Origin of the sequence: Psychroserpens sp. AS72 (genome assembly GCF_038900375.1) — a bacterium.
Taxonomy (GTDB): Bacteria; Bacteroidota; Bacteroidia; order Flavobacteriales; family Flavobacteriaceae; genus Psychroserpens.
This window is the reverse complement of the sequence record NZ_JBBMRC010000010.1, coordinates 13,790-27,092: the sequence shown is the minus strand read 5'-3', so window position 1 is coordinate 27,092 and position 13,303 is coordinate 13,790. Positions and strand designations below refer to the sequence as shown.

Here is a 13,303-nt window from a genome sequence, read left to right as displayed (position 1 = left end):
TCTATTGTATCTCTTTATCTATTATTGAAATCGTTGATGCTGCTTTTTCATAATCTTGTTGCATTTCTACATTAGTGATTGGTGTATATCTTGCCAGTTCACAATGTTCTAAAATGCTAATAAATTCTTTTACCGTTGGCTCATTAACTTGTCGCTCGATTAGAATCTCTTCAATTTTTTCTTTACTGAAATCACTCGTTTCAATCTGTAATTTCGCTTTCAGGTAATTATGTAGTGCTTTTTCAAGAGCGATGTAAAATGCTTCTTTGTTACCCAAAGCTTTTTTGGCTTCTCCTAAGTATTTTCTGGCAAGCTTATCTGCTTTTCTTATTTTATTTCCGAAGACATCTGCATTACGTTTTTCCTTTTCTTTACGATATACAAGCGCTAACGGAATCAACAATAATGGTGATAATAATGAACTCCAAAATGCAGTTGATTTAAAGAAATCATCAGATGCGATAGGCTTTAAATTCGCTTTTGTTTTTACAAATGCAAATTGATCACTTTGTAATGTTGTCTCTCTTGAATCACCATTAGCTGTTGCTAAATTATCATCTCCAGCTGTGGTATTTATTGGACCTTCAATCACATCAATAATAATCTCTCCAGAAGTCACACGTTTATAAGTTTCAGTCTCTAAATCAAAATATGAGAATGAAACACTTGGTATAGGATATTTTCCTTTATACTGCGGAACAATCGTATAGCTATCTGAAATAGATCCTTGCATTCCACCTTGATAAGTTCTTATTGTTTCGTTGTGCTCTGGTTCGTAAACCTCTAAAGAACTTGGTAATGTAAGTTTTGGTAATTGAAAAAGTTTAAGATTTCCTTTTCCTGTTACTTGTACTGTAGCTCGTAAACTTTCCGAAGCATTAAGCTCAGATTTTGAGGTCATCACATTAAACTTAAAATCACCAACTGCTCCTGTAAAATCATCTGGTTTTCCTTCTTCTGGTAACGCTTTTACGTTAATTGTTCTACTTCCTGCAGAAACCGTTCTATTGGTTTGAGCCATATGCATGCCTCCAAAAATATCTCTTCGGTTCGTTGGCACTTCAACAGTCACATCTAGTTTTAAGGGCTCTATCTCTAATTTACCAGATTTTTGTGGATAGAGTACCGTTTTCCGAAGCACTACATATCGATAATCTTCACCTTTATAGGTTCCATTTTGGATTCTTAAACCCTTAGTATCTATCTTCTGACTCCAAAAATCATTATATCTTGGATTCTCTACTTCTCTCCAATTACTCACTCCGGTATTTGACGACACATAGAGTTTATAAACCACAGTAATTGCTTCATTAAGATAAGGATTCTCATTAGAAACCTCAGCCACTAAATGAATATTCTCAGAGGCAATACCTTCTACATTATAAGGGTCATTAGGTCGTTTTACTTCGTTTGTAACTTGTACTGTAACTGCATTTGTTTTATAGGTTTTACCTTCAATTTCAATACTTGCGCTCTTTATTGTAAATCGTCCTTTCTTTTGTGGAGCCAAAAAATAACTGTACGTTTTTGCGTAAGAATGTGCTCCATTGAGCCATGAATTACTCACAGATGTGTTTGGTCCTCCAATGACTTGAAAGTTTTCAAAATCTGGAGCTTCAAAATTATCACCATCCTTGTTCATAGTGAAATCAACACGTAGTCGTTCGTTTTGACCTAATTTCGTCTTGCTGACTTTAGCTTCAAATTTAATCTGCGCAAACGTCATACTCGATGTGAGTACAATTAATAATATAGATATGTGTTTTATGAGTTTCATCTCAATTTTTTCTTCGGAAATGTTAAGAATTAATTTTTAATCTGTTATAATTTTGTTTTCGTCTCTTTTACTATTGAACTTTCTTATTACTGATAACTGTGACTGAAAACTACCAGTCTTTCTCAGTTTTCACCTTAGCTCCTTTTTGTTTTTCGGCATTCATCTTCTCTTGAACTTTTTGTTCTTGATTGTTCATGGCTTCTAACAGGTTCTTAATTTGTTGTGGTGATAATTGTCCTGGTTGTGGTTTAGGTTTGCCTTCTTCTTTTTTATCATCTTTCTTATCGCCTTTACCTTGATCTTTTTCATCTTTTGGCTTTCCATCTTCATCTTTTTGGTCTTCACCATCTTTTTTATCTTGATCGCCTTCGTCTTTAGGATCCTCCTTTTTCTCGTCTTCTTTTTTGTCCTCTTTTTTATCTTCGTTTTCTTTATCCTCGTCTTTTTTATCTTCTTCTTTGTCTTGTTCTTGCTGTTGTTGTGCTGCACATTCTTGAGCTATTGCAAGATTGTAACGTGTTTCATCATCAGTTGGATCGTTACGCAAAGCACTTTTATAAGCTTCAACAGCTTCTTTGCACAACTCTTCTTTCATTAACACATTACCCATATTGTGGTATGCGTTATGCTTTTCTGTTTTTGAGGTTGCGTTTTTTGCAGCTTCTGTATGACGATATAACGCTTCTTCATAATTGCCTTTATCGTAATAGGTGTTTCCTAAATTATAAGAACCAGCAACTACAGATGGTGCTTGAGAAATGGCTTTTCTATACTCCATCTCTGCATTGATATAATTATCTGCATCAATTAGCTCATTACCTTCATAGACATAGTTCTTGGCACTTTCTAAGGCTAGCTGTTTCTCTTTTTCTTTGTCTTTATCTTGTGCAAAAGACAATCCAGAGATTAAAATGAAAATGTATGTGATGTATAACTTCATAATTTTAATAATCTTTATCTTAATGTCAATTAGACATAAGCAAAACGCTTAGCAAGATATAAAACTAGTGAACTTTATATAGTTAAAGAATTTATAAAATATTGGATGGGTTGGTGTTGAATGGAATTGTATTTTTAGTCACAGCTTCCAATTTATAACATTTCCGAAGCAACCCTAAAAATTCTCATTAAACAAATTGAGTCGTTTCAACCAACCTGTTTTACGTTCTAGGAAGAAAATATCTAAGAATAAAAAGAAAACTCCAAAACCTAAAAACCATTGAAATTGGTCTTTATAATCTGCGAATTCTTTGGCTTCAAATTCGGTTTTATCCATGTTATTGAGAATCTCTTTAATTTCTTTGATAACGTCTGCTGTATTGTTACCATTGATGTAAGCTCCATTGGCTTCGTCTGCGATATCCTTTAAAGTTTCCTCGTTGAGTTTAGTGACAACGGTTTCCCCTTGATTATCTTTTTTGTAATTGAGTAAAATGCCGTTACGTTTAATTGGGATTGGACCTCCTTTAACATCACCAACACCAATGGTAAAAATCCTGATGCCTTCATCACTCGCTTCTTCTGCAATATTGCTTGCCATTTCGCCATGATCTTCACCATCTGAAATAATAATCAATACACGATTAGTCTGCTCTTCATCATCAAAATACGTTTTTGCTAATTCAATCGCCTCACTAATTGCAGTACCTTGAGAAGACAACATATCTGTGTTCATGTTATTGAGAAACATTTTTGCTGAGGCATAATCTGTAGTAATAGGCAATTGTGGAAACGCTTTCCCAGCATATGCAATAATCCCAACGCGATCACTTGCCAAGTTATTGATGATTTGGGTCACCAATTGTTTTGATTTCTCTAGTCTATTTGGTGCGACGTCTTCTGCCAACATACTTTTAGAGACATCAACAGCAAAAACAATATCAACACCTTGACGTTTTACGGTTTCTAGCTTCGTGCCAATTTTAGGATTGACCAATGCAATAGCGAAACAAGCAATTGCTAAACACAATACAACAATCTTTAAAATGGATTTAAACAACGATTGATTTGGGCTCAAACGCTTTAATAGTTTAGAATTAGCAAAACGTTTTTGCGTTCTATATTTCCAAAACTGAAGGACAGCAAATAGTAGGATGATTACTGGAATAGCCAGTAAAATCCAAAACCAAACTTTTTCTTCTAATTGAAAGTCAAACATATAATTGTTTAGTTGTTTGTTGTTTGTTGTTAAGGTGTTGAGCTGTATTACTCTTACCTTAAATTTATTCTTATTATTACTGTTGAGTTGTTTTTTGTTTATTCGTGGAATCGTTCCACTCATGTTTTAAAACTTACTCTTAAGTTATTTTTTTATTTTTTTTCGTTTAATCGTAGATTTGTTTTGCTACGAATTAACGAATTTTCACTCTTGCTTAAACAAAACTTCTAAATACAGTAAACCTCAGCAATACTTCAATTAGTAGTAAGCCTAAAGCGATTAAAATTAACGGACGATATTTTTCATCATACGTTGTGTATTTAATCTCTTCGATTTCTGTCTTTTCGAGTTTATTTATTTCGTTATAAATTTCTTTTAATTTCTTGTTATCGGTTGCTCTAAAGTAAGTTCCGCCAGTGACATCTGCAATCTCGTTTAGGAGCTCTTCATCAATTTCTACTTGTACTCTTCTGTATTGAAAACTTCCATTAGGTAAAATTGAATAAGGCGATAAAGCCATTCCATTTGTTCCTAAACCTATCGTATATACTTTTATGCCATATTCTACTGCTAGCTCACTTGCAATTTTAGGATCAATAAATCCGGAATTATTAACTCCATCTGTTAGTAGAATAATAATCTTACTCTTTGCTTTACTGTCTTTTAAACGGTTGACAGATGTTGCTAAACCCATTCCAATGGCAGTTCCACCTTCTATAACCGTATTATATTTTATATCTCTAAGCGAACGCAGCACAATACTTTTATCACTTGTAATTGGTGTTTTTGTATAACTTTCTCCTGCATATTCTACCAAACCAATGCGATCGTTTGGTCTGCCTTTTATAAATTCTCCTGCGACCTTTTTTAAAGCTTCTAATCGGTTTGGTAATAAATCTTTAGCCAACATACTTGCAGACACATCTATTGCCATGACGATATCAATACCTTTAGTGGTTTTTGTTTTTGTGGTCTCGTCTGAGGTTCGTGGTCTTGCTAAAGCTAAAATCAAAAATGATAATGCAGCTAATCGTAATACAAACAATAACGGTCGCAATTTTGGAAGTAAAGAACTCCCAACTTTAAACCCTTTAATGCTGGACATTTTGAGTTCTGCAGTTTGTTGTTTTCTTTTAAAAACATACCATACGATTGCTAATGGTAGCAATAAAAACAACCAGAAAAACTCTTTATTTAAAAATTCTATCCCTTCAAACATTACTCTTCTTCTAGTTTTTTAAGTTCTACAGAATCTATAATACGATCAATAGTTTGATTGGTGTATTCGTTTTGGTTATTCCAAACTAAAACGATTTGTTGTAAGACGTTTTCTGAAGTGAACGCTAGAATGACATATTCTGCTTCCCTAAATTCGTCTTTTTTATCTGTTGGAAATTGTGCTGTACCATAGGCTTTTAAACCTTCGGCAGCATTAGGGGTTATAAATTGTTCTTTTTTGACAATGAGATTTTTAGCACCATTATTTTCGTAAATTTTAAGATTGCCTTCTATTGCTAAGTTCAAATCTATTTTATTAGGCTCTCCTTCGGCATTTTTACCTAGGTCTTTATATTTAGAAGTACTCACCAAAATATTCATGTCAGAATCTAAATCACCATAAGAAAACATGGTCATTTTTATTTGTTGCGTACTGTCAATATCTTTCATTTCTATACGCTCTAAAACTACAGGAGTCGAAATCATAATTGGTGGCACACCATAATCACTGCGCACCCAGTTACCTTCTAATAACTCTTTACTTTCTTCGCCAATGATTGTATCAACAACATATTTAAAACCGTATTTAACACCAAAACCTACAAATGTTGCTATGAGAATTAAAACACTTGCCGCAACAGTGAGCCAAATCTTTTTACGCTTCTGTTTACGTTCTTGTTCGTCTCTATATTGCTCATCAAGTAGTTTTTCTTCTTCGGTTGGTTCTGGTAATGCTTCTTTGACTTGATCAATTTCTACATCAATCGTATTTCTATCTAGTTTTGCCAATTCGATATCTGGTGCTGATTTTGCAAATTTTACCAAATCGGCACGTTTCAGAATCGTTTCAATATTTTTTATATCATCATTACTCAACTCAATTTGGTTGGCATCTCTAAGGATGTTTAGACGATCTATTAACTCATCTGTAGTACTTTCTAGAGCACGATCGTAGACTTTTTCATCAAGATATTTTCTTATGATGAATGTTAGCTCAGAGTAGTAATCTTTTAAAGCTGACTTCTGAAGGTAATCACTCTCATCTAATTTCTTTAAAGCCATTTTAGCTCTATCATAAGGAGGAAGTAATGCAATTTCCTCTTCTTCTGTGAGTGGTTTTTTTCGCCATATTAACCAATACAAAGCTAAACCGATTAATGCCAAAGCTAATAAACCAAGAAGCACATACAACCACCAATTGCTTGAGGCTTTTTCAACGGTAATCATTGGTTTAATATCAAAAAGCTTTTGCTTTGTAGTATCTACAGTGATGGTTTTAACTTCAACACGCAACGAATCTGTAAAAAAAGTTTTATCTCCAACAATTATTTTTTGCTTCGGAATAGTATATGCACCAGAATCAAATTGCGTTAATGCATATTCTTTTATAAGCTGAAATTTGCTGTTATTTTTAGTCGTATCAACCTTGTAAGATTCGATCATCTCCAAAGGCATAAAAGTTTGACCTTCTGGAAAAACAACTAAATCTGTAGTATCTGCTTCTACTTTTACCTTGAACGTAATTTGCTCACCAATCCTAATTTTTGTGGTATCTATTGAAGAAGTGACTTGAGCAAAAGAGAAAGAAAAGCATAGAAAAAAGAGCATTAATAAGACTGAAGACCGTAAACGGAAGCCTAGTGTACTTTTATTGAAATCTTTTATATTTGAATTAATTTTATTCATTTTAATATAGGTTTCGACTGCGCTCAACCTGACATTTTGCTATTTTATAATTAATACTTCTATTCAACTCTTCAAAACGAATTCGAGTTTCACTCTAACTTAATACTTTTTACTTTACTCTTGTGAATCAACACTAAAATCATCTTCTCTTAAAATAACCTAGTAATTTTTTCACATAACTCTCGTCCACACGACAATCAATTGTCCCAGAACCAGACTTTGTAAACGTCTCTTTAAAATAGCCAACTTTATCATTGTAATACTGACTATAATTGGTTCTCACTTGTTTTGATGCTGTATTTACTAACACCAATTCTCCAGATTCTTCATCTTGCATTTGCACCATCCCAAGATTTGGAATTTCTTCTTCACCTTTATCATAAACCCGAATTCCTGTGATATCATGACGACCAGCTGCAATTTTTAAATTCTGTTTATATTCATCATCTGTAATAAAATCGCTAAGCATAAAAACTATAGCTTTCTTTTTCATCACATTGGATAAAAACTTAAGTGCTTCAGAAATATCTGTGAGTTTACTTTTAGGCTTAAATTCAATTAATTCTCTAATAATTCTTAGAACATGAGAACGCCCTTTTTTTGGCGGAATATATAATTCAATCGCATCTGAAAACAGAATTAAGCCAATTTTATCATTATTTTGAGTAGCTGAAAACGCTAACGTTGCAGCAATCTCTGTTACAATTTCGTTTTTAAATTGCTCATCTGTACCAAACAACTCAGAACCCGAAATATCAACCATGAGCATCATCGTTAATTCTCGTTCTTCTTCAAAAACTTTAATATAAGGTTCGTTGTAGCGTGCAGTAACATTCCAATCTATATTACGAACATCATCACCAAATTGGTACTGTCTAACTTCAGAAAAAGTCATACCACGACCTTTGAAAGTCGAATGGTATTCGCCTCCAAATATATGATCAGACAATCGTCGTGTCTTGATCTCAATTTTTCGTACTTTTTTTAGTAATTCCTTAGTATCCATTTTTTCAGTATGCAGTGTTTAGTTTGCAGTAAGCAGTCCTAATATAGCATTCAGTTTAAATTTTCAGTTTTTACATACGAGTAAGTACTGAAGACTGGCTACTGAATACTGCCAACTCTTTTATGGTACTTCGATTTCGTTTACAATCTTGTTTATAATATCTTCAGATGTTACATTCTCTGCTTCTGCTTCGTAAGTAATTCCAATTCTGTGTCGTAATACATCATGAACTACAGCACGAACATCTTCAGGAATCACATAACCACGACGCTTAATAAATGCGTAACATTTTGCAGCTGTAGCCAAGTTGATACTTCCACGAGGTGATGCTCCAAAAGAAATTAATGGTTTTAAATCTGCTAGTCTATATTGATCTGGATAACGAGTTGCAAAAATAATATCAAGGATATATTTTTCAATTTTCTCATCCATGTAAACCTCTCTAACAACTTCTTGTGCTCTAATAATTTGAGCAACAGACACAACAGGATTTACTTTTTCCCAACTGCCTTTTAAATTCGCTCTCATAATGAGTTGCTCTTCGGCTTGTTTTGGATAATCTATAACCGTTTTCAACATAAAACGGTCAATTTGTGCTTCTGGCAATGGATATGTTCCTTCTTGTTCTACTGGGTTTTGAGTTGCCATTACTAAAAATGGCTTATCTAAAATATAAGTTTCATCACCAATAGTCACTTGTTTTTCTTGCATTGCTTCTAACAAAGCAGACTGCACTTTAGCTGGTGCCCTGTTAATCTCATCTGCCAATACAAAATTAGCGAAGATTGGACCTTTCTTTATTGAGAAATCGTTAATCTTCATATTATAGATTAATGTACCAACAACATCTGCAGGTAATAAATCTGGTGTAAATTGTATTCTACTAAAACTTCCATCAACAGCTTGAGATAATGTATTAATGGCTAGTGTTTTTGCTAATCCAGGAACACCTTCTAATAAGATATGTCCTTGACCTAGAAGTCCAATAAGCAATCGTTCTACCATATGCCTTTGGCCAACGATGACTTTATTCATTTCCATTATTAATAAATCAACAAAAGCACTTTCTTTTTCTATTTTCTCATTGATGCTTTTAATGTCAATTGTACCAGTTTCTTCCATTATTAATTTGTTTTAAACGCTCTGACTAATTCGTTTTTATTTAGTAGTGCAAATTGTTAAAATTTTTTCTCAGTTGCTGTTAACATTTGGTTAAAAGTTAAAGGCAACACGATATGTGTTGCCTTTAATTAAATTTTGTTGATTTATTTTATGTAATATCTTAATCTAAAATAGATTAAATAATCTCATTTCTGTAGACATTTTTGGGTTTAGATTTGCATTACCTTCTGAAGACATTTCAATAGAATTATCAGTATCAAAAACTAACACGAAATCATATACTTTATTTGATATCAATTGCTTACCTACAATATTTACTGATGCATTATCATACTCTGGAGCAATATCTAAAACATATTCTAGTCCGTTTTCAACAACAGTGTTATAATCTCCAAATACTAATTTGATATTATAGATAAACTCAGATGGGATTTCTTCAAAATCAACTAAAGTGACTACTGTATTGTCTGTGATTTTTGTCAAATCATGAATTCCTGTATTCACTGTGTTTAAACTTACCCAAGCATTTGGATCTGATTCGTCTTCTAAAACACGAATTTGAACATCTATGATTTCAAAATTTGCTCTGCTATATGTACTTGGTGTTCCTTGTAATTTTACGGTTATTAAACTACTATTTTCAAAGGTTTCTGTTTCTAATTCACTAGCACAACTAGTCATTAAAAATAGAGTTAATAAGCCAATGATAAGGATTTTTATATTGCGTGAGGTTTTCATGATTTGGAACTATTAATTAATATGTTACAATAATATCCAATTGTTCTAGATTTGACTATTTTTATACATGAATTGCAAATAAATCATCATAAACTGAAAAAAAAGTGAAATATTCTCGATTAATTGCAGGTACGATGACTTGGGGAATTTGGGGCAAAAAGCTTCAAAAAAACCAAATTGTTGACCTTATGCAACATTGCATAGAACATCAAATCACCACATTTGACCATGCAGATATTTATGGTGACTATAGTACTGAATCTGATTTTGGTCACGCTTTCGCGGAAAGTGGCATATCAAGAGACAGCATCCAACTTATTAGTAAATGTGGTATTCAATATGTAGGTGAAGCTAGATCAAATACAGTAAAGCATTACGATTATAGCAAAGACTACATCATATGGTCTGCAGAAGAATCTCTAAAACTCCTAAAAACAGACTATTTAGATTTATTTCTATTGCATAGACCTAGTCCGTTAATGCAACCAGATGAGATTGCAGAAGCCGTTTCAGACTTAAAAAAAAGAGGATTAATTAAGGACTTTGGTGTCTCTAATTTCACACCTTCTCAAGTAGAATTGATTTCAAAATCTGTAGCTGTTTCTGTGAATCAAATAGAATTTTCTCTCACACAACACACAGCTATGCATAACGGCTCATTAGATTATATAACGACTAAAAACATTACACCTATGGCTTGGTCTCCTTTGGGTACTGTTTTTAGAGAAGATACTGAGCAAACAAGACGAATTCATAAACAATTGGGAGAACTACTCGATATATATAATGCTACTGAAGACCAATTACTTTTAGCTTGGATTTTAAAACATCCATCACATATTCATCCTGTGATAGGTACAACAACAAAACAACGAATTACTGATGCTGCAAAAGCATTACAAATTGAACTAAAATTAGAAGATTGGTTTAAAATATTAGTGGCTTGTCAAGGACATAAAGTGCCGTAAAGAGTTTTCAATCTTAGTATTGAGTTAATACTAAGATGATTAAAAATAAAAAATCATGATAAATTGGCTAAAACAAGAATGGAATGCTCTTGCTTCAATTTATACTGAAGATCAACAACTCATTTCAAAATATTGGGATGAGATTCAAACGCATTACACCTCTAAGGGTAGACACTATCACAATCTAAGTCATATCTATAATATGCTCGAACAAGCAGAAACGCTAGTAGATGACATTGATGATTATGACGCGTTTAGATTTTCAATATGGTATCATGATATTATTTACAAACCCACCAATAAGAATAACGAAGTAAAAAGTGCAGAATTTGCTCAAAATCGATTAAAACAGTTCAATTTTGATGAAAAACGAATAGAAATCATAACTATTTTAATAAAATCAACCGAAAAACACACTGTCATTTTAAACAATAATAATGATAATGCGTATATATTAGATATTGATTTATCAATTTTAGGAACTCAATGGGACGTCTATCAAAACTACATCCAGAATATTAGAAAAGAATATGCCATATATCCAGATTTCATATACAAGAAAGGACGCAAAAAAGCGATGCAGCATTTTCTAGAACGCGAGTCTATTTATTTTACGATATTGTATCAAAACAAGTTTGAAACTCAAGCACGCCAAAATATTGAAAGAGAAATTAGTAATTTATAAAATGAATAAAATTATATCCTTTGTTTTTTGCCTACTCATATTTATAACATCTTGCACCTCATCTGCTCAAAAAATTGAAGATGATCGTTTTGTTAGTCATATTGTAAATTTAAAAACTCAGAAACTTAAATTTTACCATAAAAATGAAACTGGTACTAACTTCGGAAATTTTAAAACTCTAAAACAGGAGCTCTTAACTAAAAATCAGGAACTTGTATTTGCTATGAATGGAGGCATGTATCTTAAAGATGGTTCTCCTCAAGGTTTATTTATTGAAAACGGAATTACAAAACAACAAATAGATACCACAAAAGAAGCTTATGGTAACTTTTATTTACAACCCAACGGCATATTCTATCTGACTAAAGATCAAACAGGAATAGTATGTAAAACTGATGATTTCAAACCTCATCCAAATATTACTTACGCAACACAATCTGGACCAATGCTAGTGATTGATGGTGAGATTCATCCGGTTTTTGTAAACCATTCAAAAAATTTACATATAAGAAATGGTGTTGGTGTTTTACCAGATGGTACACTTTTATTCGCAATGTCTAAAGACGTCATCACATTATATGATTTTGCTGAATTCTTTAAAAGTCTTGGTTGCCAAAATGCGTTGTACCTCGATGGCTATGTTTCTAGAACTTACCTTCCGAAGAAAAAATGGGAGCAATTAGATGGGAATTTTGGAGTTATTATTGGAGAAACTAAAAATTTGAATTAAAAAACAGAGTTCCGTTTTCACGGAAAGAAACATGATTAATAAACGACTCCTTATCAAAAATCTACTCGCTCATAATGATGAGAACAGTTTTTATGATAAAAAACGAAAGGTTGATATTACCCATAAAGAAGGTAAAGCAAAGTTTTTAAAACATGTTTGCGCACTGTCTAACAGCAACCCTAAAAACAACTCATATATTGTTATTGGTGTTGAGGACGAGGACAATCAAATAATTGGTGTAAGCTTTTTTGATGATAGCAAAATTCAAAACCTTATCAATGCTTATCTCAGCAATCCTCCAATTGTGCAGTATGAGAATATTCCGTTTCCACATTTACCAGATGATAAAGTCGTTGGATTAGTAACGATTAGACCTATTGACAAGATTACTTCTCTAAGAAAAAATATCTGGAAATATTATGGTGGCTCTGTGTTTTTAAGAGATGGAAGCATGAGTATGCCAAAAGTTTTTGATATTAAAATTGAGGATGTCAATTCTAAAATTGTAGATGCTATAGAATCTCACTCACAAAATAATATTGAATATACACTTGATGGTGTGTTTGATTTTATGAATATGCGTAAAGATTATAATCCGCAATATAAAGTCTTTAAAGAGTATTTTGTGTTGTGTTGGTCAGGTCAAAAGAAAACAGTAAATAACGATGTGTTATACTCTAGAGTAGATATAGAATTAATTAATGAACAGGTACGTTTATTTTTTTCTACTTATGATGAAGTTTCAATAGCATACAATGACAATACATTTAAAATTATTGAATATGTAAATTTAGGACTTCAAGATCAAAACAAATATTATAAATTGGAGGAAACAATTATCCATTTTGAGGATAATGCACATTATAATATTGAGACAAATTTGCTATTTGAGCCACCTCAATTTGATAAAAAAATATTGCATCATATCTACAATACTAATAATGCGCTGCTAGAAAAGCTAAAAAAGGGTTTGAGTCTTAACAAAAACGAACTCATTGATTTATATAATCTACCTGCAACCTATCTTATATGTTATCTTAATTTGTTTCATGATGCTATAGACAAATTAAACGAAGCAAAACCTTATTTAAAATCTCATAGTAAGCACATTTACAAATCGTTCCAAGAAGCAACTCGAATTTTACGGAAAATTAAGTACAGTTAATCGGAGTATTTTGCAAAAATTACCGTTCATACCTTTTTTTTTGCTATTTG

General features: G+C 32.4%; 12 protein-coding genes. 4 read left to right on the top strand and 8 right to left on the bottom strand.

What is annotated here, in order from left to right:
* Position 1: 1 nt before the first annotated feature.
* The 8 genes from WNY78_RS15435 to WNY78_RS15400 form a co-directional block, all read right to left on the bottom strand.
* Positions 2-1,777, bottom strand: coding sequence for a BatD family protein (locus tag WNY78_RS15435; protein WP_342874117.1), 1,776 nt, complete (start codon positions 1,775-1,777; stop codon positions 2-4).
* 109 nt (positions 1,778-1,886) lie between these two features.
* Entirely contained in the window at positions 1,887-2,717 is an 831-nt protein-coding gene (locus WNY78_RS15430; protein ID WP_342874116.1) for a tetratricopeptide repeat protein, read from the bottom strand.
* Positions 2,718-2,891: 174 nt separating this feature from the next.
* Complete coding sequence (locus WNY78_RS15425; RefSeq protein ID WP_342874211.1) at positions 2,892-3,935, bottom strand: VWA domain-containing protein; 1,044 nt, start codon at positions 3,933-3,935, stop codon at positions 2,892-2,894.
* Positions 3,936-4,149: 214 nt separating this feature from the next.
* The gene (locus tag WNY78_RS15420) at positions 4,150-5,154 is read right to left on the bottom strand and encodes a VWA domain-containing protein (protein WP_342874115.1); all 1,005 of its coding nucleotides are present in this window, start codon (positions 5,152-5,154) and stop codon (positions 4,150-4,152) included.
* Positions 5,154-6,839 carry a BatD family protein gene (locus tag WNY78_RS15415; protein ID WP_342874114.1) on the bottom strand — a complete coding sequence of 562 codons (1,686 nt, stop codon included), beginning with the start codon at positions 6,837-6,839 and terminating at the stop codon, positions 5,154-5,156. The genes WNY78_RS15420 and WNY78_RS15415 overlap by 1 nt, the downstream gene beginning before the upstream one ends.
* Before the next feature lie 139 nt (positions 6,840-6,978).
* Positions 6,979-7,845, bottom strand: a complete 867-nt coding sequence (locus WNY78_RS15410) for a DUF58 domain-containing protein (RefSeq protein WP_342874113.1) — start codon at positions 7,843-7,845, stop codon at positions 6,979-6,981.
* A 120-nt stretch (positions 7,846-7,965) separates the two neighbouring features.
* Positions 7,966-8,967 (bottom strand): MoxR family ATPase, encoded by a 1,002-nt coding sequence (locus tag WNY78_RS15405; protein WP_342874112.1) that lies wholly within the window; start codon positions 8,965-8,967, stop codon positions 7,966-7,968.
* 165 nt (positions 8,968-9,132) lie between these two features.
* Positions 9,133-9,705 (bottom strand): DUF4382 domain-containing protein, encoded by a 573-nt coding sequence (locus WNY78_RS15400; protein WP_342874111.1) that lies wholly within the window; start codon positions 9,703-9,705, stop codon positions 9,133-9,135.
* 104 nt (positions 9,706-9,809) lie between these two features.
* On the opposite strand from WNY78_RS15400, the gene WNY78_RS15395 reads away from it, so the two are divergent.
* Genes WNY78_RS15395 through WNY78_RS15380 form a run of 4 tightly spaced genes read left to right on the top strand, consistent with a single transcriptional unit; the run spans position 9,810 to position 13,253 of the window.
* A complete protein-coding gene (locus tag WNY78_RS15395) occupies positions 9,810-10,673 on the top strand; it encodes an aldo/keto reductase (RefSeq protein WP_342874110.1) in 864 nt (287 codons plus the stop codon).
* A 55-nt stretch (positions 10,674-10,728) separates the two neighbouring features.
* On the top strand, positions 10,729-11,358 hold the full coding sequence (locus tag WNY78_RS15390; RefSeq protein WP_342874109.1) for a hypothetical protein: 630 nt from the start codon (positions 10,729-10,731) through the stop codon (positions 11,356-11,358).
* A gap of 1 nt (position 11,359) precedes the next feature.
* Complete coding sequence (locus WNY78_RS15385; RefSeq protein ID WP_342874108.1) at positions 11,360-12,088, top strand: phosphodiester glycosidase family protein; 729 nt, start codon at positions 11,360-11,362, stop codon at positions 12,086-12,088.
* Positions 12,089-12,119: 31 nt separating this feature from the next.
* The gene (locus tag WNY78_RS15380; protein ID WP_342874107.1) at positions 12,120-13,253 is read left to right on the top strand and encodes an ATP-binding protein; all 1,134 of its coding nucleotides are present in this window, start codon (positions 12,120-12,122) and stop codon (positions 13,251-13,253) included.
* The last annotated feature ends 50 nt before the right edge of the window (positions 13,254-13,303 follow it).

Bases quoted from the DNA above. Each gene is read 5' to 3' on its own strand.
- WNY78_RS15380 (WP_342874107.1), top strand. From the start codon at position 12,120: ATGATTAATAAACGACTCCTTATCAAAAATCTACTCGCTCATAATGAT.
- WNY78_RS15405 (WP_342874112.1), bottom strand. From the start codon at position 8,967: ATGGAAGAAACTGGTACAATTGACATTAAAAGCATCAATGAGAAAATA.
- WNY78_RS15425 (WP_342874211.1), bottom strand. From the start codon at position 3,935: ATGTTTGACTTTCAATTAGAAGAAAAAGTTTGGTTTTGGATTTTACTG.
- WNY78_RS15415 (WP_342874114.1), bottom strand. From the start codon at position 6,839: ATGAATAAAATTAATTCAAATATAAAAGATTTCAATAAAAGTACACTA.
- WNY78_RS15390 (WP_342874109.1), top strand. From the start codon at position 10,729: ATGATAAATTGGCTAAAACAAGAATGGAATGCTCTTGCTTCAATTTAT.
- WNY78_RS15420 (WP_342874115.1), bottom strand. From the start codon at position 5,154: ATGTTTGAAGGGATAGAATTTTTAAATAAAGAGTTTTTCTGGTTGTTT.
- WNY78_RS15385 (WP_342874108.1), top strand. From the start codon at position 11,360: ATGAATAAAATTATATCCTTTGTTTTTTGCCTACTCATATTTATAACA.
- WNY78_RS15410 (WP_342874113.1), bottom strand. From the start codon at position 7,845: ATGGATACTAAGGAATTACTAAAAAAAGTACGAAAAATTGAGATCAAG.
- WNY78_RS15435 (WP_342874117.1), bottom strand. From the start codon at position 1,777: ATGAAACTCATAAAACACATATCTATATTATTAATTGTACTCACATCG.
- WNY78_RS15400 (WP_342874111.1), bottom strand. From the start codon at position 9,705: ATGAAAACCTCACGCAATATAAAAATCCTTATCATTGGCTTATTAACT.
- WNY78_RS15430 (WP_342874116.1), bottom strand. From the start codon at position 2,717: ATGAAGTTATACATCACATACATTTTCATTTTAATCTCTGGATTGTCT.